Here is a 22,123-nt window from a genome sequence, read left to right as displayed (position 1 = left end):
GTAATTTATGAATAAAAGTTTTCTTTTAGGTAGTCATGTTGAAAATAGAACAACAATAAAACAAAGTGGATATTTTTCTTATCAATTTGACCTGCCTTTTCAATTACCCATACAGAATGGAGTAAATATTGGCACTCATAGTGAACGAAAATTATTACTTAATAGAAATAGGATTATTGAAACTGATAATGGAAAGAAATATTTTTCTACAGTGGAAATAGTTTCGCTTTTAATATCACCCAATAAACTAGATATAACAAACGAATACTTAAAGAAAAAATTCTCAGAATCCATAGAATATTTAAATTATTTTATCTCATGCTTTATAAGAATTAAAGGTCCTGAATATCCCGAATTGAGAGAAATTACTAAACAAGATTTACCCAAAAAAATTAATTATTTTTATATGAGCACTCGCTCAGTAAAAGAAGAAAGAATGGTTACAGGTTATTATACAGTCAAATCTAAAGAATTAGGTCAATCAACTGGAAAAGTACTTGCTCGTCCACAACTCCATGACGTAGCTGACTATATGGAATTAGCAATGAAAGATCCTTTTTTTGAGATATTAAAATATTATGATAGAGCAAACTATGCACAACGACAAGGACATTATCAAGAAGCAGTTATTCATTTAGGGACATATATGGAAATGTTTCTTTACAAAATTACTGAATTTCTCATGATTAACGAACAAAAACCAGATATAAAAATCAATAATGTAATGAACAGTGATAATTTTGGAAATGTAATAGACACTCAATTTTCAAAGATATTTAATGAATATGGAATTGTATATGATCGAAAGAAAACAGGTAATAATCTTTACGATTACTGGAATATTGTATATAAATTACGTTGTGAGGTCGTTCATAAAGGAAAAAAAGTAGCTCATGAGGATACCTTAGAAGTATTTAAAATTTCTAGGTCCTTCGTAACTGATATCGTCGAGAATCTTCTAAATGAATTTTTTGACAAATCAATTTACGATTTTTCTCATTTCTTAACGTATACACCTAAACCTATATTAGATTATGAACTATAAACAAAAAGCGACTCCAAGAGTGTTACCCATGGGTATACCCAAAAGTAACACTTTTGATTTTTTCAAGAATTTTATTTTACTACACTTTTCTTTAGAGTCGAAAAATGTTTCTTTTGGGTGGTACTTATCTCATAGGTACGTTATTCAACATAAATCACGTTATACGTATTTAAAAAAATACTAACTCAAGGATTTTTTAAATTTCCTTATTTTTTTTGAAGCCCATTCATAATGACTAGAAGTGACAGAAACAAAATAACTACCTAACGTGCTACCGCCAACCCAAGGAAATGAATTTTTTGAAAATAGTTCTTCATTTGAAAAACCGTTAAGTAATTCCATAACTTGTTCATGACTTTCAATAAACTTAGAGAGAGCTTCTTCATAATTGCTGTCACTATTATTTTTTGTAAATTCTTCATTCATTGTCCCATATGTTCTCCAGTTATATTCTTCTTTAAGAAATTGTCTTTCATCTCCATTTTGATTTGATACAACCCAATTTAATAAGAGTTTATGCCACTCGTTTAGATGAATAAGGACATCGTGTATGTTTTTGTCGCGTTTCCAATGTGCGCCCTTTTCTTTGTCTAAATCAAAAGAAAAAGATATATTTAATTCTTCATCTGAAAGTGAATTTAGTAGAGAAATAAGTTTATTATATTGTTCATTACTTGATTTAATTAAATCATTTTTTGATGTCGGTCTTGCCATAGTTGATTCCTCCTCTATCTATGTTAATTATACCATTTCAAAAACAACGGAATTAATAATGTGGTTATAACACATGAAGCTAAGTTTAGAAATAGGATCACATATTTATTCTTAGGTTTTGACTTCACTAAGAATATCATATTTCCTAACGATATTGGTGCCAAAAAAATATAAAAATAGGAAACCATGATAGTAAATATAAGGGAAATAATTGAATTGTCTATAAAGGTATCAAATAAGTCACTTGATCTAAAATAAATGAATAAAAAAGTAAGAGAAATAAACAGATTGATACATCCACTAAAAAATTGAAATTTAGAAAAACTCACTCCTTTCTTTAAATTAATAAAGTGCATAATACCAAAAAAAACTAAACCAAAAATAAATGTATAAAAAATTGAAAAAAACATGAAGTAGCCCCCTTAATATATTTATTGATATAATAATTATCAACTAATACGTAAGGTAAGAGTCAATCTTTTTATATTTGCTTGACTCTTACCTTACGTATTAGTTTATTATAAAAATAAGTTAGCTAACTGAGAGGAGTAAACGTAAACACAGTGTTTAAAATAGGCGAATTTTCAAGACTGACAAATATGACCGTCAGAGCATTACATCATTATGAAAAGATTGATTTATTAGTCCCTAATAAAATTGATGAGGTTACCAATTATCGATATTATTCAACGGACCAATTAGAAATAGTTAATAGAATAAAAATACTACAAAGTATTGACTTGCCATTAAAATCAATAAGAGAAGTATTGTATTCAGACAATCCCAATCTACTAAATAAATATTATGAACTAAGAAAATTTGAAATCGAAGAAGAAATAAACAGTCTAAAAATCAAACAAAAACTGGTAGAAGATTATTCAAAAAGACAGAAAGAAGGCATAAACATGGCAAAATATAATGTTGAGATTAAAATGGTACCTACGAGAAAAGTGATGTCATTGAGAAAGGTTATCCCAACTTTTGATGATGAGAGTAAATTATGGGAAATGCTATATGCAGAATTTCAAAAACAGAATGTTAAAATGACCAATCCACCCAAAGGAATGTCACTTTATCATGATAAAGAATACAAAGACTCAGACATCGATGTAGAGGTTCAAAGCGAAATAATTGGAAACTATCAGGATACAAAAGATGTTAAATTTTTTGATACAAGCGAGTTTACAATGGCATCAGTTATTTTTAATGGTAGTTATGACCAAATGCCTGAGGTTAATCAAGCGATTGGCTTATGGATTAAAGCAAATGGATATGAATTATCTGGTCCAATGATTAATATTCCACATGTATCTCCTGCGCAAGAACAAAATCCTGAAAAGTGGGTAACAGAAGCTGGGTATGTTGTAAAAAAGATTGAGGAATAGTTATTTAACTATTTTGTTACCATAATTTAGCTTAACCCAAACAGCAAGCCCACCAAGCTTTTGGTGGGCTGCTTTTGTGAATTTTAATTGGTCTAGCTAGCATCACTTATCAGAATACCCACCCTTCAATATTCTTCTTTTTCTAAAGATTGTGATTCTTGGAGAGCTCTATTTTCACTTTTAATTATTTTATCCAACACTTTAGTTGTTTTTGAGATATTGATTTTAACGAGATTTTTTTTGTTTTCTCAAAGCTCCCAACGTTACACAAGCTCATTGTGTAACGTTGGTTAAAATAGCTGTATCCCACATGGCTCTAAGAGAATTGTGACATTTTTTGCAGATTTATTTTTTATATTCGCTTTTAACGTTACATATTATATGGTAAGTTGTATTTATGTAACGTTTATTGCGATCAGAATAAATTGTCACTATACCGTAAACATTGACAAATTTTATTGACTATTTCTCAGTTCTAATTATACTTTTGGGAAACGTTTAAAAAAGGGAGCGTAATTATTATGGAAGAAACTTACAATAAAGAAACAATCAAAAATTTTGACCCTATTCTTTTAAACAAAGTGATTCAAATGTTAAATCGTGGTTTCCCAATACTCACTATCGCAAGAGAGTTGAATTTACCAAGAAAAACCATTTACGCAATTAAAGAACGAAGCTACTAATGATTAGGTGATACATGATGAATAAAGAATTAAAAAAACAACAACGATTTCAATTATTAGCAGTAATGGAACTAAATCCTGATTGGATAGTCACAGAGAAAGATTTGAAAAAAATTCAAGACTTAGCTGAACCATTATTTCATGCTCGTCCCTCTTTTCCGTCAGTTAAAAATGATTGGGCTACTTTCAAACGTAGCGATTTTCTTTTTTTACTGTCTTTTGGTTATGATACAAAGGATATATCGAAAATATATAAAGTTGGGTCTCAAAGAGTAAACGTATGGAAAAAAGATCAGGGATTTTATGGGAAAGCAAAAGATGAAATGTTGGAAATGTACTCAGATGAAATTGTCAAAGTGAGAAAACAGAAAAATCTTTCTGATTATGGCATATCTAATTGAATGTTTGGTGGTGATAATATGCAAGTAACAGATAAAAATGCAATACGCAAAAAAATGCTAGTACTAATGAATCAAGACGATAATTGGATTGAAAATGAAGCTATCGCAAAGGAAGTGCAAAAGTTAGCCCAGCTGCTGACGGTACCTCCCCCACCTTTGCCACCACTTCCTAAGAATCATAGAGAAAGAGAAACACTGAGAAGGTCGGATCTTTTATTTTTGGTTTACCATGGTTATAATTCTACTGATATTGCTATTTACTACAACACTCCTACCACAGCGTTTTCTCGTTGGCGAAAAGCACAAGGTTTTTACGGATTAACACGAGTACAAATTTTGAAGCAGTTTTCAGAAGAAATTGATCTCATTAAAAAAAAGAGACAGTTAGCAGATTACGACATATATTTGTAGAAAATTGAATAGTTCTAAAAGAATGCTATTAACTCGATTAAATCGCTGTTTGTGGCATTTTTTATTTGCTTTAAAAATTTGCAAAGCAAACATATGTTCGGTATAATTTCAATGAAGGAGTGACCTTTAATGATAGATTATAGTAAAGAACCGCTATCCGATTATTTTCTAATCGACATAAAATCCTTTTACTCGTCCGTAGAATGTGTGGATCGTGGGCTTGATCCATTAACCACTAATTTAGTTGTGTTGTCTACTTCTGACAATGTCGGTGGTAATGGACTGATTTTAGCTTCCTCCCCAGTAGCTAAAGCGACAATGGGAATATCAAATGTATCGCGTTTTAATGATCTTCCCTACCCTTTACCTAAAAATCTGATTTTGGCACCACCTAGAATGAACTTGTATATCAAGCGAAATCTGGAAATTAATAATATCTTTCGGGACTATGTTGCAGACGAGGACTTATTGATTTACAGCGTTGACGAGTCGATTTTGAAGGTAGAGCATTCTCTTAACCTATTTACAGACAGACAGCTGACACGTAGTCAGAAGCGCCGACAGCTTGCTAAAATAATACAATCTGAGGTGAAGAAACAAACTGGTTTAGTGTGTACTGTAGGAATTGGCGACAATCCCTTGCTTGCAAAATTAGCACTAGATAATGAAGCAAAACATAATGATGGATTTATTGCTGAATGGAATTATGAAGATGTCCCTACCAAAGTTTGGGGCATTAAAAATATGACTGATTTTTGGGGTATTGGAAAAAAAATGAAGTTACGCTTTAGAGATATGGGGATCACGACCATAAAAGAGCTAGCTCATGCAGACCCTTGGACGCTTAAATCGAGATTAGGAATATTGGGTTTGCAATATTATTATCATGCTAATGGTGTAGATCGGACAGATATTGCCGTACCTCCCCCACCAACTCAAGAAAAAAGTTATGGTAATTCTCAAGTGCTGCCAAAGGACTACGTGAGAAAAGAAGATATTGAATTAATCATTAAAGAAATGGCTGAACAAGTGGCTATCAGGATACGAAAGCATAAATGTAAAACACAATGTATTCATGTAAGTATCCGCCCCTCTTTCTACGAGCAAGAAAAAGGATTTTCAAGACAGCTAGCTATACCTGCAACAGATAATACCAAAGAACTACAGGAGCAATGCCTTTATCTTTTTAGAAAGCATTACACTGGATATGCCGTAAGGAACGTGGGAATTACCTATAAAAAATTAGTTTGGACGGACGTTTTACAGCTAAATTTATTTGAAGACCCACAGGAACAAATCAATCATGAAAATTTAGATTTGGTGATTGATAAAATACGAAAAAAATATGGTTTTGAAGCAATTATTCATGCTTCTTCTGCTTTAGAAAATGCAAGAAGCGTAAAACGATCAAACGTTGTAGGTGGGCATTCAGGCGGCAATGGAGGTTTAGATAATGACAATTGAATATCAAGATCGAGGCGTCATAAAATACAATGGATTCTATTTGTCAGATCATACAGAAAGATTAGATAAAGAGAAAGAATCTAAGAAAGTAAATTCTAGGAAAATGCAGATGGATAGTGACGAAATCGGGACTATCCTAACAGAAGCAGCACGTAGCAACTTAGAAGTTGCAATTCAAAAGGAAGAACGAGATTTGAATGGTAACTATCCTGATGATATTTCAGGTAAGATTAACGGCTATGATGAATTGGGAATTTTTGTTGGAGATCAAAAAATTAATTACGATGAAATTAGACATATTGAAATTATTGCATTCAAGAAATGGAGTTCCCTATCCTGATGAACATTATTAGACAATATGAATTTGGATTGATCGACTTAGATGAATTAACGGAGATTATTTGGGGTTGTGGAGAAAGAACAATTGCTGAAGTTGGTGAAGATTGTTTTTGTTTTTATTTAAATTTAACTATTGGAAAAAATCCATATAGCTACTATATCAGTTATCAAGCCACTCTATTTTGAGTGGCTCTAATTTTGTATCTTTGTATCTTTATATCTTTGTATCTTTGTATCTCTTACTTCTATTGATTCAGGTTTTTTAATATTCTTTGCTCTCGTTCTGACATAGTATTCTTTATATAATATTCAATTGCTTCATCAACTAACTCATAATTTTTCATACTTTTCATTGTACAAACTGCTTTAATCAAATTCAGTGTTGAAGGTGAAACTTTTATATTTTTTCTCGTACTTCCGATTTTACCTTTTTTAATAATCTCTTTTTCCGCATTTCTTGTTGTATCTGCTTCATTTTCTACAATAACTGATTTTGGTACCTTTCTATCTATCAAAGCCATTTAATTTAATTTCCTTTCCTATTTTAGTTAATTTTCCTTCTAATAAAAATTTAGGAGTATACAAGTAATTTTCTATATCACCTTTAGTTTCATAGATATTAATACGTTCCTCTAATTCACAAAAAATATCAGCAAAAAGTGCAACCATTTTTTTATCGTGAAAATCATCAAACTGAAACCCTAAACGTGGGTACCATTCTAATCTAGCATGGTTTTGGATGATAGTGTTAAATACGTTATCTCTTCCAAAAGTTTGTATAGTTTCGTCAACTAATTTTTGATGCATAGGTCTTTTCTGTTGTAGTAATGCTGGTAGAACACCTGCAACTTGAATAGGTACGTCCTGTCCGAAATCGTCTACAAGTGTTTGTACGTAATCAAAAATTAGTCTCTGGCTACCTTCAAATGAGAACTGTTGAGTCTCTTGTACAACTACTAGATAATCACAAGCCACCATAGCATTATCAACTTTCAGATCAGTTGAAGGTGGAATATCAATAAAGATATAATCGTAATCACTTTCTATTTCTGAAAGTAAATTTTTAAAGTAAAAAGTTCTTTCTCTTACAGTTTTAAATTCTTCTGTTAAGAATTCGGTAAACAAACGCATATCGTAACCTGCAGGAATAATGTCTAGATTTTCAGAGAGTTTTAAAATGGCCTTTTTCAAATTTCCAGATTCTAATGCAGTCATTAACGTATAGGGAAATTTTTCAACTTGGAATGATTTAGAAAGAAAAGACGTTGCATTTCCTTGTAAATCGAAATCTATCAATAATGTTTTCTTGTTCATTAGCAAAGAAGATACTAAAGCAACCATGCAAGTATCAGTAGTTTTTCCTACTCCTCCTTTTTGCTGTCCGAATATAATTGTTTTGGATTGGTGTTTATTTGCTACCAATGAAAAACCCTCCTTGTAATTTATTTGTAATAAAGATAAATGTATCTTTGTATCTATTTAAAGAATACCACAAAAAGATACATATTGTAAATATAAAATTGTATCTTTTTATCTTTTTATCTTTAGATACATTTGTTAGTATACTGAAATTGCTAATATGACAATAAAATTAGTTCAAAATTACAAGAAAAATTTATCTATGTATCTTTTTATCTTTAGATATATAGATACATAGATAGAAATATCTTTAGATACATAGATACATGTATCTATGTATCTGTTTAATGCGAAAAATATCATGAAATTAGGCTTTACAGCAAGATAAATATTCTTTAAAATAATTAAGTGTGTAAAAGATACATTTTCTTTTAAATAAAGTCTAAGACTCTACTATCAAAAATTTATAGACTAAAGGACGTTTTAAAATGAATCAATTTAAATATTTTAGTAACCAAAGAATCTATAACGATATCTATTTTCAATATCCAAAAGTTTTTATTTATGGTGATAAATATAAAAATCTAAGCGATGGTGCAAAACTCGCATACATGCTTTTAAAAAATGAACTGACAAGTGCCATTCATCATAATCTTGTTGATGAAAATGGCTATATATATTTTGAAATGACTTCAAGCTATTTAGCAATACTAATGAATTGCAGCGAACGGAAAGTCGCTAGGGTAAAAAGTGAACTTGAAGAAGCAAATTTGTTAATGCAAGTAAAAATGGGATTTGATAAAAATTCAGGAAAGAACAAGCCTAATCGTTTGTATTTAGCAGAGCTAGAAGTCACTGATCGAGACGTTTATTTAATGAACAAAAACGCTGAAACCCTTGATAATAGCGGACATGCCAAAATGGCAGGTCGGTCTAAGAGTGTCGAAAATGCCCAAAAACCTGATACAACAACCATACAAGAAAATAAAAAAACATCAAAAACGGCTGAAACCCTTGATAATAGCGGACGTGCCAAAATGGCAGAAAATGTATATAAATATAATAACCAAGACACTAATAGACACTTAAAAGACACTGACAAAGACGAATTACAAAATCAAATTTTTCTTGATAATTTTGTGGCTTCCTGCCATACGTCACAAGTACCTACTTTTATTCCTGACAAAGTTTTGCAACTCATTGCGACTTTCTCGCCAAGCTATGAAGTTGCAAGTCAAACAGTTAAAACGATCCATAATGCCAAATACAAAGCACAAGAACAAACTGGCATTATGATTGTTTTTGAAGAACTAGAACAACAAGGGATTAATGCAGAAGCTGGATTATATCAAACATTGCTAAAGGCTTATCAGAAAAATAAAACAGAAAAAGTAAAGGATATCCAAAACCTCATTTTTGTTTATGTACGTAATTGGTTTATTGAAAAACCAATAGCTCTTATTCAACAAGATCAAAACCAAGAATCCTTGCCAGACGTAAGTATGGACAGCTGGCTGTAGATTAAAAAATAATTAAAATATACTTGTTAAATAACGATTGTTTCTAATGTTTTTTGTCTGTCATTATTGTTGTATAAGTATTAATATTATGATAAAATAATGATAGAAAGTGATTGTTAGGTTGTTATTCATTTGTTTGTTGGTAAGAATAGTCTGTTTTACACAAAAAAAATGAGAAAAACGATATTTTAAATCGGTTTCCTCGGTGAAAATGAAATTTTTAGTTTGCAAAAAAGATTTTGTGTGGTATTCTTGTGGCAAATGAACGACTGAAATGCAAAAATTGAAATAGTTTTTGTATTGCAAATATAATCGCTTGTGGTGGACGTAACTTGTTTACCACAAATAGCAGAGCCCTTACTACCTCTACCAAACAAGGATTGGCGTCCTTGAATGGATCATAGAAGTAGCAAGTGCCGATACGTAGATATCGGGTTACGCTCCGCTTTGTTACAGATTGCTCTGCAACAGTCTAAATAATATCATATTTACAGGCTTTAGAATACTTTTTTTAGATATTTCTTTAGGGGTTCTTGTAAGAAATCAGAAAGTTTCAAAGGCAAAATTTATGATTTTTTAGATAAGCAGAATAGGATGTAACAAAGTTAGGAGGCTGACACGATAATGTGTCAGCCTCTTTTTGTGGTCATGGAATAAAATTCATGTCTAGCATAAGCGATTATATTTTTTGAGGGAGAAGTTTTGTCAGTCAAAATTTTTAATAAACTCGCAACGATTGATAAAACTTTTCGCTTGACAGTTATGTAATTCACTTGACAAAAAGAACGTATGTTCGATATAGTGTGGATTAAGCTTGATATGAAAGCAATCATAATATTCATTTTTTAAATTTCTACTGAAAGGAAAAAGGGTGTTGGTATGCGAAAACAAATTGGGATTGCTGATATTAGCCGTTTTGGAAAAAGATTAACTGTTTATGAACCGCCGTCAAAAGTTGAAGATCAAAACGGTACCTTTTCGAAAAAAAGACGGTGTGTTAAATATTTTGTAAAGGGCTGGAATGCTGAAAAAGTAGAGGACTATTACATTGGGGCTAAGAAACATGAAAATATTCTTGAAACAGTCTCAATCAAAGATATCTATCCACGAATTAAGCATGTCTATGATGAAAACCGAGTATTAATTGCTAGAAGAACAGCATTAGGACAGCCTTTACTACTTACAGGGAAAGGCTTCAGTAAATACATTAAAACAAAGTAGAGATCCAAAATAATATTTTCTCTTTTTTCGTTTGCTTGAAAAATTTGTGGCGAAATTGTGGCACTTGGAGAGTAAAGAATTGAATAGGAGTAGGCTTAGGCGACGTACAGCATAAAATAATCAGTATTGATTTCAGGCAGTATTCGTCTTTGGAAAGGGGTTTCGGTTCCTTTAGCAAACGCAACTATCCAGGACTTTTCGACAATGAACACTTGCAATGAAAGTAAGTGGTAAACACCAAGGAAAGCAATTTTCAAAGCAATACATAGCACCCTGCCTAATCAGAGCAGCTACTAAGGGGGGAGGGTTCACGCACAATCAATGAAAAACTTGATCAGGTTTCCGGTAATGGGGAAACGCATAGTATCCTAGAAACATTTAGAGGGGTTCATGTCGTATGCTGCAAATACATTAGAGCACTTGCCATGACGTTACGAAAGTAATCGAGCATTTACCGTTGTTCTATAGGGTTCTAGTTACGGACGCCAAAAAACTAGTCGAAATTATTTATGTATGATTTACAGTTTTCAACAAACGAAAAAAGAGAAAACACGTTTTATTTAGCAACAAAAGATTTCTTGTAAAGGGGTGAAATAGCCAATGAGGGATTGGGTAGTACAAGTTTTAAGAGTTGATGGTGGCGTTCGTTTTGAATCATTGACTCATGGAACAGAGAGACAAGCAAAGCTGTTACTAGCAACTTTTGAACATAAAGCAGGGTATTCATTTAATCATTAGGAGGAACAGGAATGAGAAAAAAGTTTAGTTTAGGTGAAGTAAAAAAACGATACAAATTGTATAAATCAGGGAAGCGTTGGCTTGTAGCAGCAACCGTATTTGTCGGTCTGTTAGGTCTAGGGAGTGTCTCACAGGCAGACGAAATAAGTTCCACACAAACACAAGATTCAGCTGTAGCCACAGTAGAAAGCACCATAGACAGTGTGTCTGATTCTGATGTGTCTGACGTACCAATCACAGAAGGTGAAAATCCACAGCCTAGCGAAGACGAAATCGCAAATGCAAACGGCGGAAACATTATTCAACCTAGCGAACAGTTCCAACAAGAACAAGAAGCTAAAGCCTATCAATCGAGAGCGGTCGATCAATTACCAATCTATCAAGCTTACAATCCAAACAGTGGAGAACATTTCTTTACCCAAAGCAAAGCTGAAAAAGACGGATTAGTTAAGGCAGGTTGGAGAGATGAAGGAGTCACCATGTACGGTTCCTCCTCAGGAAATGCCGTTTATCGTGTGTACAATCCCAATACTGGCGAACACCACTACACCACTTCAAGCTCAGAAAAAAATGGTTTAGTAAAAGCAGGTTGGAAAGATGAAGGTACTTCATGGTATGCGCCTTATGATGGGGCAGCTGTTTATCGGCTATTAAATCCTAATGCGAAAGGTATTGGCTCACATTACTATACGACAAATACCTCAGAGCGAAAATGGCTGATGGATTCCGGTTGGAAGAGTGAAAGTATTGCATGGTTTAGTGTTGGTTCAAGGAGCAAATTAGATAAATTAGTTGATTGGTTTTATGTTCGGCAAGATATTGGTATTACTTACAGCATGTTGATTCCTCAAAGAAATGGTCCAAAGCAATATGACTGCTCAAGTGCCGTGTATTCAGCATTAATTGAAGCAGGCTATTTACCACAAGGAACAACACTAGGAAATACCAGTACCTTATCATGGTTAAATGGCAGCGTCCTTACTGAAATTTCAAGAAGTGAAGTTCGTAAGGGAGACATTTTTATTTCAGGTGATCAAGGCAATTCAAACGGTGCAGCAGGTCATACAGGCGTTGCTTCCAGTAACACAACAATTGTTCATTGTAATGGAGCTGATAATGGCATAAGTGAAACACAGATTGAAGGGCGGACAGGCCCTACACCGACAAAGTGGTATCGCTTGAAATAATTTCATTTTAAAATGAAATTTTGTTATAATTTAATAATTAGAACGCTTCAAACTGTTAACAACGATATCAGCAAATCTTCCAACAATTAAGCAAAAATTGGGGATTCAGCTAGAAGGAGAAAAAAATGAAAACAAGAACAGTATTAGGAAACGTTGTTTTAGGTATAGGAGCGGTATTGGCAGTGGGAGTATTTGCCAGTACCAATCCACAAGAAACAGAGGCAACAACATTGTACCGTGCATACAACCCGACGTCAGGGGAACATCTATTTACGACTAATACGATTGAAATTCCGTATATTTCGCAATTCGGTTGGAGAGACGAAGGGACAGCATGGGCTATACCAAGTTCTGGTGAACCAGTTTATCGTATGTTAAATCCCAACACAGCAGATCACCACTACACATTAAGTGCCAATGAACGAGACAACTTGAAAATCAAAGGTTGGCGCTATGAAGGGGTAGCTTGGTATTCAGGCGGAAAAACAGAAGTATTCCGTATGTACAATCCTAATGCAAGAACAGGGACGCACCATTTTACAACAAATGGGCAAGAATGCGACTATTTAGTTCGCAAAGGTTGGAAATATGAAGGCGTAGCTTTTTATAGTGGGACTGATGAAAAACCAGTAGAACCAGAAAAACCAATTACTCCACTAGATGAAATTGGTAATAGTGGTATTCTTGAAAAAAGTCTCATTGAAGCAGGGAAAAAAGGGGACATCATGAGAAATGATGAAAATTCTGAATATTATGACGGCTGGTTTATAGTAAATGAAGGCTCTACAGATAAAGTATGGGCATTTAAGTCTAGAGAAGTTCGTATGAGTAATGGTGAAACTTGGTATACTATAGATTTTTATATTGATTATGTGTAGGGAGAAACTTTATGAAATTAAATATACGGTTAATATTAATCGGTGCTATGTTCTTAAGCTTTTCAATAATCGGTTCTAAAGTTAGTGAAGCCGAGATAACAATGAGTGAAGAAAATATTCAAATAATGGATAGTGATGAGTCCTCTGTAACGGAATATTCATTGTCGGCAGAGGAGAAAACATCGAGTAATTCTACTATTCCAGTGTATAGAGTTTATAATCCTAACTCGAATGAACATTTACACACACTAAGTCAAAATGAAAGAGACTCATTAATAAGTATCGGATGGCGTAATGAAGGTATTAGTATGCAGGTGAGCAATACTGGTACGCCGGTGTATAGAGTTTATAATCCAAATTCAGGAGAACATTTTTATACTATAAATTCTTCCGAAAAGGAAAGTTTAGCAAAAAATGGGTGGCATAATGAAGGAATAGCATGGAGTTATGATCCAAATGGAACACCTGTATATCGAGTGTATAATCCCAACGCTAAAGATGCAGGAAGTCATCATTATACAATGAATATAGCGGAAAAAGATAACTTAGTAAAAAATGGTTGGATAGATGAAGGGACAGCATTTAATTCTAATGGTGATGAAATTCCTGTCGCTTCTTATGTTTTGCTAAACTCACCTTTTATTGATCAAAGAAAAGCAGGATACCCGATGGGGTGTGAAGCAGCTTCATTATTAGAAGCATTACAAACAAAGGGATATGCTAGATCATACAATTTAGGAAACTTTATTAAAGAAATGCCTATGTCCCCTAATAATAATCCAAATAATGGATTTTCAGGAAAGCCAGATAATGTAGTATCGGGTGTGTATCATTCAATATATGCAAAACCTTTAGCCGATTGGGGAATGCGATATGGAAATGTTTCTGATATTACAGGTAGTTCCGTAGAAAATTTAAAAGATCAATTAAGGACTGGTAATCCAGTAGTAGTTTATGTCACCTTAAATTTTGCTTCACCACAGTATGGTAACTATTGGTTTGGTTCTGCAATTAATAATGCACACATAGTTACGTTAGACGGCTTTAATGAAAGCAATCAAACATATCATGTTTCAGATCCTAACAAAGGACAATACTGGGTGAACGCACAATCATTTGAGGCAAGCTACAATTTGAGAAAATCAGCAGTAGTAATAAAATAGAGATATTTTAAAGCACTTAGAGAAAAACTCTAGGTGCTTTTTTATATAAATAAATATTGGAAATGGAGGAAACACAATGAAAAAAGGTAGAATTTTAAGAACCAAACTGGCGACTATTGCAATGTTGCTGTCAGTTGGGGCAAGTACCTTTGTAGCACCAGTGGCTTCTTTAGCGGAAGCGACTACACAATCAACGACTGAAACTGTAAAGGATTCAAGCGCTGGTAACTCTTCAAAAGAGGAGAACAAAAATAAAAAGGAAACGGAGGAATCTAAATCTCAACCAAACAATAGTGGTGAGAAAGAAGTAACTGCGGAAGAACCAACTGTAGAAGGTCAATCATTAGAACGTGTTGGCAATCAAGCCTTTACATCAGACCAAATTCAACAATTGTCAAAACGAGATGGTATGGAAAAGTATAATACGTCCGGTCTAAGCAATGATGAAATCGAACAGCTAGGACTTGCTATATTTGGTGAAAATCAACCAGCTGGTGCGTCAGTTGCAATGAAAAATGATGCAGGTGAAAATGTTAATATCCCATTTAACATAATTAATATTAATTCAAGAGCAATCGGGTCTTCAAAACGTTTCAATATGAGTTATACGTTGTCAGGAAATGGAACTACAACGACATATCCTTATATGGCACATCATTATGTGGACGGCAAATTTGCTTACTGTATGGATCCTACTTATATATTCAAGCCTGGGAATAGCTATTCGCCAACCACAATGGATATTACACAGGAAGTTTCAAAAAATGTTAATGATGTTATGAATTTTGGAGCTCATGATGATAGTGATGATGTTGCTGCTGGATACACTCAGTTATTAGTTTGGTCAAGAATTGGTTGGAACGTAGACTCTGTTGGCGGAATAGGCACATTAGATGGTTTTAAATCTTATCAAGCAGAAGTTGAAGCAAAAATGCAAAAGTATTACGCAAAACCGTCATTTGATAAACAAACGGTTAAAGTAAAAGCAGGTCAGAGTGTGACTTTAACTGATACGAATAATAATATCGACAGTATGAAATTAGAATCAACTATCAAAAATTCAGAAATTACTGTAAAAGGTAATCAGCTGACAATAAAAGCAAACAGTGATACCCCAAGTGGACAAGTAATATTCAAAAAACAATCGCCGCTAGCCGATACGCCACTAGTATGGGTTTCGGAAGGAAGCCAATCTGTAGGGACTGGGGGAAGTGTTGATCCATCAACAATAATTGCTTCAGTAAATGTTGAAGTTATTAAAGAAGGAAAACTTACCTTAAAGAAAACTGATGAAAACGGCAAAGCAATTGCTGGTGCAAAATTCAATATCACTCCAACATTGCCAAATGGCAAAAAACAAGCAACAAAAGTTTACACAACTGACGCAAATGGTAATTTTGAAACACCTGTTTATGAAGAAGGCACAAAAATTGATTATGAAGAAATCGCAACAATCGCAGGACATTACATTGACCCTGCAACTTCTAAAGGAACAATTGTCATTAAAGACGGTGGAAATGAACTTGTGGTGAAAAACCCAACAGTGAAAGTTGCTTTAGACTCACAAGCAAGTAATGTTGATGGTGCGCAATTTGTTAATCCTTTAAAAGATCAAAAATTACGTGATGAAGTCATGATTGACGGTCAACAGTTACCAGAAAATGCACAATTACGCTTAACAACTGATTATGTTGAATTTGGCACTGGTAAACAGTTAGGCGAAGAATCGTTGAAGAAGACAGAAGAATTTACTGCTAAACAAGCAAAATTTGTTCATAATGTTTATTACGATTTTAATGCTGAAGGCATGAATGGTAAAAAAGGTGTATTTACAAATGAATTAGAATACTACAACCCATCAATTAAAGAATGGGAAAAAGTAGCTTCTCATAGTGATTTAAACAATGAAGCAGAATCTATTCAATTTGTAGAGCCTAAAATCCACACTGAATTTTTCGCTTTTGACAACAAAAACAATGCGATTAAAAATCCTGATCCATTAGCTAACACAAAAGGCTATGATCGCGTGTACTATGAAAACTTAATTTCTGATCAACCTTACACTGTTGATTTATCTATCATGGATAAAGAAACTGAAAAACCATTTACTGACCCAATGGGTAAAGAAGTAACTGGAACACTAGATATTGTAGCTGGTAAAGATGGAGAAGTAACTTCTAAAATCCTTGCAAAAGACTACTACACAGCAACTAAAGAAACTAACGACAAGGCAGACACTGAAAAAGACACAGATAAAGCAGACAAAGAAACTGCTAATTCTGGTTCAAAAGTTGAAGCTAAAGCAACTGATACAACTGAAAAAGACGCAACTGAAACCGACGATACAGCCGCTAAAGAAGAAAATGACACGGCTACTGAATTTTCTAAATTGGAAGAAGTAACTTTATTAGAGGGTTACGTTGACGTACCATTCGAAATTGACTTGTCTCAAGCAGCTGGCAAAGTATTAGTTGCTTATGAGTCTCTTTCTTCTAAAGGTACGGAACTAACAAGCGAAAAGAACATTGACGAAGTGAAACAACAATTAACTGTCAATGTCCCTGAAACGCCTGTTAAACCAACAACACCAACTAAATCTATCCCTCAAACATGGGGATCATTAAGCGATATGCAAAAAGTTTTAGCTGCTGTCGTAATGCTTGCAATTGTTGGAGCAATTGCAACTGTATTATATCTTAACCGCAAAAAAGAAGTAAAAGAATAAGCGGGAAGGCTATAAACAAAGAACCAAACTTTCTCTCTAGGTGCCTGTAAAGGCGCCTAGTGTCTATCATGTGTCTTTTTTCTTGTGTCTCATTCTAGTTTTCAATTGGGAGGAATACGTGAAAAAATTTTTAAGAATATTACCTATTTTGTGGTTTATTGTGGGGCTAGTCTTTGCAGGTCTTTGTTTTTACGGTTACTCTTTGTTGAAAACAACAGATAACGACATAAGCATGACGCACCAAATACAACCAAAAAAGGAAACAAAAAAAGCAACAGAAGAATTAAACGATCAAGCCAATTTTGACCCGGATTCAATTAAACCAGTGTCACCTAGTGAGTATGCTAAGGCACAACTGAACTATGAAAAAATTGTTAATCAGTGGGGGATTGGTGCCATTTACATTCCCAGTGCAAATATAAGAACTAAAATATTGGCAGGAATGAGTAATCAAAATCTAATGGTGGGCGTTGGTACTTATTATCCCGACCAAGCTTTAGGCAAAAGGAACTACGTTTTGTTGGCCCATAACCTTGTAGAAGGCGGAGGCGCTTTAGGACGGATTTCTAACACACAATTATCCGGAGTTATTTATGCCACCGATTTTACAAATGTTTATGAATATTTTGCAACAAAAAACGAAGTCGTTAATCAAGCCAATGGTGAAGTCTTAGACCTACCAAATGAAGAAGAAAAAGCAAAAATTACTTTTATACGTTGTGAAGGTGGAATGAATACGCCTAATCGAGCAGTGGTGCAGGGTGAATATGGCAAGTCTTATCCAGCTGAAGAAGCCACGCCCGAAGTAAAAGAAGCATTGGGATTGTACAAAAAAGTTGATACAGGATCAAATGCCACAACTGAAACAACGGATAATCAACATCCAAACAGCAATTTAAAAAACAGTAATAATAAAAAGAATCAGTTCAAAGAGGGCAAGGAATCACGATACAATGGATTTCAGCGCTTTTGTATTGTTTGCTTCCAACTGATGAATGACGGGCATTGGTTTATTCCACTAATGATTGGCTATTTTTGGATATTTATTTTTCTAATCATTTTTAGTCACGTTCTATTGAAACGTACGTGGGGTTAGTTATTGAAGTATAGGCCAAAAATATTATGTTTATTTTAAGTACATGAAATATAGAAAAGTGGTACAATAAAACCGACCTCTTCATAAATGAAAAGGTCGGAATGTTTGATTAAAGATTATAGATTACAAAAAATGCTACCAAAGCAGAAATAATGAGTACAGCAATAAAGTTGATAAACATTACTAGCATAACAAAACCTGCAATGGTGGACGTAACTCCGAAACCAAACCTAACGACATCTGACATTCCGTAATAGCTATTAAAAAAAGGAATGCCTACATTTTTTAGAAGGAAAAATCCAACTAAGAACAGGATAGCTGTTATAAATAGTGCAGTTGCCCCTACAGTGGTTCTTTCTAGGAAACCAAGGTTATCAAAAGTGTTTGGATTTACCAAATGAAAGTTGGACATAATTTTATTCACCTCCTTTTTTTGTGAGAGATGTGAGTTGCACTTGTTAGAGCAAGTGTAATAAACATCTCTCACTTTTATTATATTATAACATGGTTTATCTTCTTAATATATTCACTACCTCCGTGTAAAACGATTTTTCAATGAATTTATTATTAAAAAAACATTAAGAAAGTTTGGATAATTATGTGGGAACAGATACAAAAAATATTGAATGAAAGAAATATGACTCAATATAAACTAGCAAAAAAGATGAATATTGCAACTGGAACAATATCAGATTTGAAATTGGGAAGAATCAAAAAGCCAAGTTTTGAATTTGCTTGTAAAATTGCTGACGCACTAGATGTGACAGTAGATGATTTACGAACAGACAGAAAGGAAGATAAATCATTTGAAGAAATTTAGTAAGATTTTATCAGCGCTTTTGATATCAGCACAGACATTCATGTCAGTACCATTGAATGTTTTTGCAGAAGAACATGAGGCGAAAGATTCAACAGAGCAGGTAGAAAAAGATAAAGCAACTACTGAAAACAGTTTTGAAACCACTACGAGTAGTGAAAGTTCTACTAGTTCGTCTAGTAGCACAGAAAGCAGTACACCGCCAAGTAGTAGTGAAAGCTCAACGGTACCAAGTACCAAGCCGTCAGAGGATACCACTACCTCTAGCAGTCAAACAACACCTAGTAGTGAGGAGCCAAAACAGGAAACTCCTAACACTGCACCAGAAGCACCACAACAACCGCAAGAAACACCAGCACCGGAAACTACGGTGAATCAACCAGCTACTAACGATCTAACGCAATATGTACCATCTGCCACAGTCACAAATGACGGGGCGGTTCATTTTGAAAAAGATGAGTCAGTAGACAGCTTTATTCGTAAAATTGGCGAGTCCGCAAGAAAAATCGGACAAGAAAAAGATTTGTATGCCTCAGTCATGATCTCACAAGCAATCTTAGAATCAGCGTCAGGTCAAAGCACATTAGCTCAAGCGCCTAACTATAATTTGTTCGGCATTAAAGGAACCCATAATGGTAAAAGTGTTTCTATGGCTACCCAAGAAGATTTCGGGAATGGCAATCTTTACAGTACCCAAGCAGGCTTTAGAGTCTATGAAGATTATGAAGATAGCTTCAATGACTATGCCACCTTGTTAAAAGAAGGCATTTCAGGGAACAGCGAGTTTTATTCAGGCGTTTGGAAAAGTAATGCGCCAACGTATCAAGACGCAACGGCATTTTTAACAGGAAAATATGCCACAGATACGCAATATAACCAAAAACTAAACGGTTTAATTGAGACTTACGATCTAACTGAGTACGACAAAGAAGTACAAGGGACGCCAGTGAGTGCTACTGGCTACGCTGTACCAGTCAATAACTATACGATTTCTAGTCCATTTGGCAATCGTGGCGGTGAGTTTCACCGAGGATTAGACATGGCAGCTAGTCAAGGTGAGCCGATTCATGCCAGTAAAGCAGGGACAGTCATTAAAGCAGAGTTCCACTATTCGTGGGGCAACTATGTTGTGATTCAACATGACGACGGTATGACTACTTTATACGCTCACCAACAACAATATGCAGTAAAAGCAGGGGATCACGTAGAACAAGGTCAAATCATTGGTTACGTGGGTTCAACAGGAAACAGCACAGGGGCACATTTACATTTAGAAATTTGTAAAGACGCAAGTTTGTCTCAGTCAATGTTGATTGATCCTGCCAGTGTCATTTTCTAAAAAATAAAATAATAGTAGAAAAGCTATCTAGCAATGATTTTGTTAGGTAGCTTTTTTTGTGAAGGGAAAGAAGAAATGGGGGGCAAAGAACAAAGTTTAATACTGCCAATCAATGAAAAAAGGAAAATCACGCTTATTTTTTCAGGAAGAAACTACTTAAAATCAATTTGGCTAAAAGCTGAAAAGTACAAGGAATTAGTCATGGAGGGTGAATTAAATGCCACTCGCTTACTAGATACAGAGAGAGTGGTTCTCGAAAATAATGGACGATTTATACTTGTGAAAATTAAAAGTGGGCGTCGTATCTATGACGAAAAAACTGTAGAAGATTCTATTCAACGTGTCGGCTACTATTCTATGACTGTCATACCAGAAATGAAGATTCACCGTGATCACATTGAAGCCTATTTAAATCAAAATTATAGAAAATAGTAAGTCGTTGATAGATGGCGTGAGATTTTGTTGAAGGAGTGATTTTATCGAATTCGTTAAGGCAGTTATCGGAATGATTGCATGTATTTTCTTGCTAGCTATTTTAGTTCCAATGACTAGAGATATTATTGAAAATGCAAAAATCAGTGAAGAATTGGGCGATAGCAACAAAGTAGAATACGTCATTACTGATAAAGAAGAAATTCAAGATGTCTACTCTATTGAAAGCTCAAAGGAAATTACTAGTGAAAAGAGCAACTCTTTATTAGGTAGATTTTTCTTTAGTGAAGAAAAGTCAATCACTAAGAAAAATTTGAAAGACCTTAACCTGTATTATTTCGTCAATACGGAAAATGGTTTGTTGAAAAAAAATCTTTTTGAAACCGTACAAAAAGATGGTGAAAATGTATTTTTCAAAGAAATTCCTGAATCAGATAAAGCTTTTATTGAAGTGAAATCAGCTCAATTTAAAAATAAAGCTCGTGAAAAAGAGCGGAAAGAAAAGGATATCGAACGAAATATATATATTTTGAATTTTCCGAAAGAAGAACTGGAACTACTGAAAACGATTGATTTTGATAAGGAGGAGCATTGATGTTCCAAGTAAATGTAATATTAACGATTTTGACCGCACCTGCAATGATTATTACAATCCATCAATTTGCAAAAAAGAAAAAATTCATATCGGATAAGGAATTGGTGAGATACGAGAAAAAAATATTTTTACCAGCAAGTCTAATTTGTGTAATCATGTGGATTACGCCAAGTCAGGTATTAAAATTTTTGTGTGTGATTTCCGGCTGTCAACTAATGGGAGTAGCAATAGGTATAGCAATATGGTACTTCATTACTCACCCGCCTAAAATGCAAAGAAATGTAAAAAAAGAACGAACTGGTACTAGTCACTAATCGAAATACTTTATTTAAATCAAGAGGGTGTAATTTTGAATAGAAGTGATAATTTCCTCATAAAAAAAAGTATTTTTTTCATAGACAAATATTTTTTTCCTAAATTGAAAAGGGTCTACTTCATTAGAGCTTTAATTGGGGTCATTGTTTTTTGGATTTATGAGTTTGAAATATTATTTGGGAGTGTTACCCAGTACAAAAAAATGATGTCAGATTTAAAGATACAAATTAATAATTCAGAGGTAGCAAATGAACAGTTAGAGTATTTCTTTCACAATCCACTATTCATAATGGCTA

Annotated in this window: 25 protein-coding genes; 21 read left to right on the top strand and 4 right to left on the bottom strand. The window is 33.8% G+C overall.

Annotated features, from left to right (window positions below; genetic code table 11):
• Nucleotides 1-7: 7 nt before the first annotated feature.
• On the top strand, nt 8-1,045 hold the full coding sequence (locus ID741_RS19695) for a hypothetical protein (RefSeq protein WP_438721355.1): 1,038 nt from the start codon (nt 8-10) through the stop codon (nt 1,043-1,045).
• 180 nt (nt 1,046-1,225) lie between these two features.
• Here the strand turns inward: ID741_RS19695 and ID741_RS19690 are convergent, their stop codons facing one another.
• Nucleotides 1,226-1,759, bottom strand: a complete 534-nt coding sequence (locus ID741_RS19690; RefSeq protein ID WP_438721354.1) for a ClbS/DfsB family four-helix bundle protein — start codon at nt 1,757-1,759, stop codon at nt 1,226-1,228.
• 563 nt (nt 1,760-2,322) lie between these two features.
• Between ID741_RS19690 and ID741_RS19685 the strand changes: the two genes are divergently transcribed.
• From ID741_RS19685 to ID741_RS19655, 7 genes are all read left to right on the top strand, one after another.
• On the top strand, nt 2,323-3,144 hold the full coding sequence (locus ID741_RS19685) for a MerR family transcriptional regulator (RefSeq protein WP_438721353.1): 822 nt from the start codon (nt 2,323-2,325) through the stop codon (nt 3,142-3,144).
• 521 nt (nt 3,145-3,665) lie between these two features.
• A complete protein-coding gene (locus ID741_RS19680; protein ID WP_438721352.1) occupies nt 3,666-3,827 on the top strand; it encodes a helix-turn-helix domain-containing protein in 162 nt (53 codons plus the stop codon).
• A 17-nt stretch (nt 3,828-3,844) separates the two neighbouring features.
• Nucleotides 3,845-4,228, top strand: coding sequence for a hypothetical protein (locus ID741_RS19675; RefSeq protein ID WP_438721351.1), 384 nt, complete (start codon nt 3,845-3,847; stop codon nt 4,226-4,228).
• A gap of 18 nt (nt 4,229-4,246) precedes the next feature.
• Complete coding sequence (locus ID741_RS19670; protein ID WP_438721350.1) at nt 4,247-4,639, top strand: hypothetical protein; 393 nt, start codon at nt 4,247-4,249, stop codon at nt 4,637-4,639.
• 129 nt (nt 4,640-4,768) lie between these two features.
• Entirely contained in the window at nt 4,769-6,103 is a 1,335-nt protein-coding gene (locus tag ID741_RS19665) for a Y-family DNA polymerase (RefSeq protein ID WP_438721349.1), read from the top strand.
• Nucleotides 6,093-6,443, top strand: a complete 351-nt coding sequence (locus ID741_RS19660) for a hypothetical protein (RefSeq protein ID WP_438721348.1) — start codon at nt 6,093-6,095, stop codon at nt 6,441-6,443. The genes ID741_RS19665 and ID741_RS19660 overlap by 11 nt, the downstream gene beginning before the upstream one ends.
• Nucleotides 6,443-6,628, top strand: a complete 186-nt coding sequence (locus ID741_RS19655; protein ID WP_438721347.1) for a hypothetical protein — start codon at nt 6,443-6,445, stop codon at nt 6,626-6,628. Before ID741_RS19660 ends, ID741_RS19655 begins: the two co-directional genes overlap by 1 nt.
• A gap of 59 nt (nt 6,629-6,687) precedes the next feature.
• Here the strand turns inward: ID741_RS19655 and ID741_RS19650 are convergent, their stop codons facing one another.
• Nucleotides 6,688-6,963: a hypothetical protein gene (locus tag ID741_RS19650; RefSeq protein ID WP_438721346.1), complete on the bottom strand. Its 276-nt coding sequence runs from the start codon at nt 6,961-6,963 to the stop codon at nt 6,688-6,690.
• The gene (gene prgP, locus ID741_RS19645; RefSeq protein ID WP_438721345.1) at nt 6,947-7,864 is read right to left on the bottom strand and encodes a ParA superfamily DNA segregation protein PrgP; all 918 of its coding nucleotides are present in this window, start codon (nt 7,862-7,864) and stop codon (nt 6,947-6,949) included. The genes ID741_RS19650 and prgP overlap by 17 nt, the downstream gene beginning before the upstream one ends.
• 425 nt (nt 7,865-8,289) lie before the next feature.
• Here prgP and ID741_RS19640 point away from each other — a divergent pair, with 425 nt between their 5' ends.
• The 8 genes from ID741_RS19640 (at nt 8,290) to ID741_RS19605 (ending at nt 18,329) form a co-directional block, all read left to right on the top strand.
• Nucleotides 8,290-9,321 (top strand): replication initiator protein A, encoded by a 1,032-nt coding sequence (locus ID741_RS19640; RefSeq protein ID WP_438721344.1) that lies wholly within the window; start codon nt 8,290-8,292, stop codon nt 9,319-9,321.
• Nucleotides 9,322-10,200: 879 nt separating this feature from the next.
• The gene (gene traE / locus ID741_RS19635; RefSeq protein ID WP_438721342.1) at nt 10,201-10,542 is read left to right on the top strand and encodes a type IV conjugative transfer system protein TraE; all 342 of its coding nucleotides are present in this window, start codon (nt 10,201-10,203) and stop codon (nt 10,540-10,542) included.
• A 600-nt stretch (nt 10,543-11,142) separates the two neighbouring features.
• The gene (locus ID741_RS19630; protein ID WP_438721341.1) at nt 11,143-11,280 is read left to right on the top strand and encodes a hypothetical protein; all 138 of its coding nucleotides are present in this window, start codon (nt 11,143-11,145) and stop codon (nt 11,278-11,280) included.
• An 11-nt stretch (nt 11,281-11,291) separates the two neighbouring features.
• Nucleotides 11,292-12,467: a peptidoglycan amidohydrolase family protein gene (locus tag ID741_RS19625; protein ID WP_438721340.1), complete on the top strand. Its 1,176-nt coding sequence runs from the start codon at nt 11,292-11,294 to the stop codon at nt 12,465-12,467.
• Between the two features lie 125 nt (nt 12,468-12,592).
• The gene (locus tag ID741_RS19620; RefSeq protein ID WP_438721339.1) at nt 12,593-13,345 is read left to right on the top strand and encodes a hypothetical protein; all 753 of its coding nucleotides are present in this window, start codon (nt 12,593-12,595) and stop codon (nt 13,343-13,345) included.
• An 11-nt stretch (nt 13,346-13,356) separates the two neighbouring features.
• A complete protein-coding gene (locus ID741_RS19615) occupies nt 13,357-14,508 on the top strand; it encodes a C39 family peptidase (RefSeq protein WP_438721338.1) in 1,152 nt (383 codons plus the stop codon).
• A gap of 76 nt (nt 14,509-14,584) precedes the next feature.
• Complete coding sequence (locus ID741_RS19610) at nt 14,585-17,233, top strand: VaFE repeat-containing surface-anchored protein (protein WP_438721337.1); 2,649 nt, start codon at nt 14,585-14,587, stop codon at nt 17,231-17,233.
• A gap of 118 nt (nt 17,234-17,351) precedes the next feature.
• Nucleotides 17,352-18,329 carry a sortase domain-containing protein gene (locus ID741_RS19605; RefSeq protein WP_438721336.1) on the top strand — a complete coding sequence of 326 codons (978 nt, stop codon included), beginning with the start codon at nt 17,352-17,354 and terminating at the stop codon, nt 18,327-18,329.
• A gap of 109 nt (nt 18,330-18,438) precedes the next feature.
• On the opposite strand, the gene ID741_RS19600 is transcribed toward ID741_RS19605, so the two are convergent.
• Nucleotides 18,439-18,741, bottom strand: coding sequence for a hypothetical protein (locus ID741_RS19600; RefSeq protein WP_438721335.1), 303 nt, complete (start codon nt 18,739-18,741; stop codon nt 18,439-18,441).
• Between the two features lie 186 nt (nt 18,742-18,927).
• Here ID741_RS19600 and ID741_RS19595 point away from each other — a divergent pair, with 186 nt between their 5' ends.
• The 5 genes from ID741_RS19595 to ID741_RS19575 all read left to right on the top strand — a co-directional run bounded on the left by ID741_RS19595 (nt 18,928) and on the right by ID741_RS19575 (nt 21,826).
• Complete coding sequence (locus ID741_RS19595) at nt 18,928-19,149, top strand: helix-turn-helix domain-containing protein (RefSeq protein WP_438721334.1); 222 nt, start codon at nt 18,928-18,930, stop codon at nt 19,147-19,149.
• Nucleotides 19,136-20,485 (top strand): peptidoglycan DD-metalloendopeptidase family protein, encoded by a 1,350-nt coding sequence (locus tag ID741_RS19590; protein WP_438721333.1) that lies wholly within the window; start codon nt 19,136-19,138, stop codon nt 20,483-20,485. The genes ID741_RS19595 and ID741_RS19590 overlap by 14 nt, the downstream gene beginning before the upstream one ends.
• Before the next feature lie 75 nt (nt 20,486-20,560).
• Nucleotides 20,561-20,917: a hypothetical protein gene (locus tag ID741_RS19585; RefSeq protein WP_438721332.1), complete on the top strand. Its 357-nt coding sequence runs from the start codon at nt 20,561-20,563 to the stop codon at nt 20,915-20,917.
• Between the two features lie 73 nt (nt 20,918-20,990).
• Nucleotides 20,991-21,512: a hypothetical protein gene (locus tag ID741_RS19580; RefSeq protein WP_438721331.1), complete on the top strand. Its 522-nt coding sequence runs from the start codon at nt 20,991-20,993 to the stop codon at nt 21,510-21,512.
• Nucleotides 21,512-21,826 carry a hypothetical protein gene (locus ID741_RS19575; RefSeq protein ID WP_438721330.1) on the top strand — a complete coding sequence of 105 codons (315 nt, stop codon included), beginning with the start codon at nt 21,512-21,514 and terminating at the stop codon, nt 21,824-21,826. The genes ID741_RS19580 and ID741_RS19575 overlap by 1 nt, the downstream gene beginning before the upstream one ends.
• Nucleotides 21,827-22,123 lie beyond the last annotated feature (297 nt).

It is taken from the genome of Enterococcus sp. AZ103, from assembly GCF_051714685.1.
Lineage (GTDB): Bacteria > Bacillota > Bacilli > Lactobacillales > Enterococcaceae > Enterococcus_A > Enterococcus_A alishanensis.
Note: the sequence above shows the minus strand (reverse complement) of the source record. Positions and strands in the feature narration are given on the sequence as shown.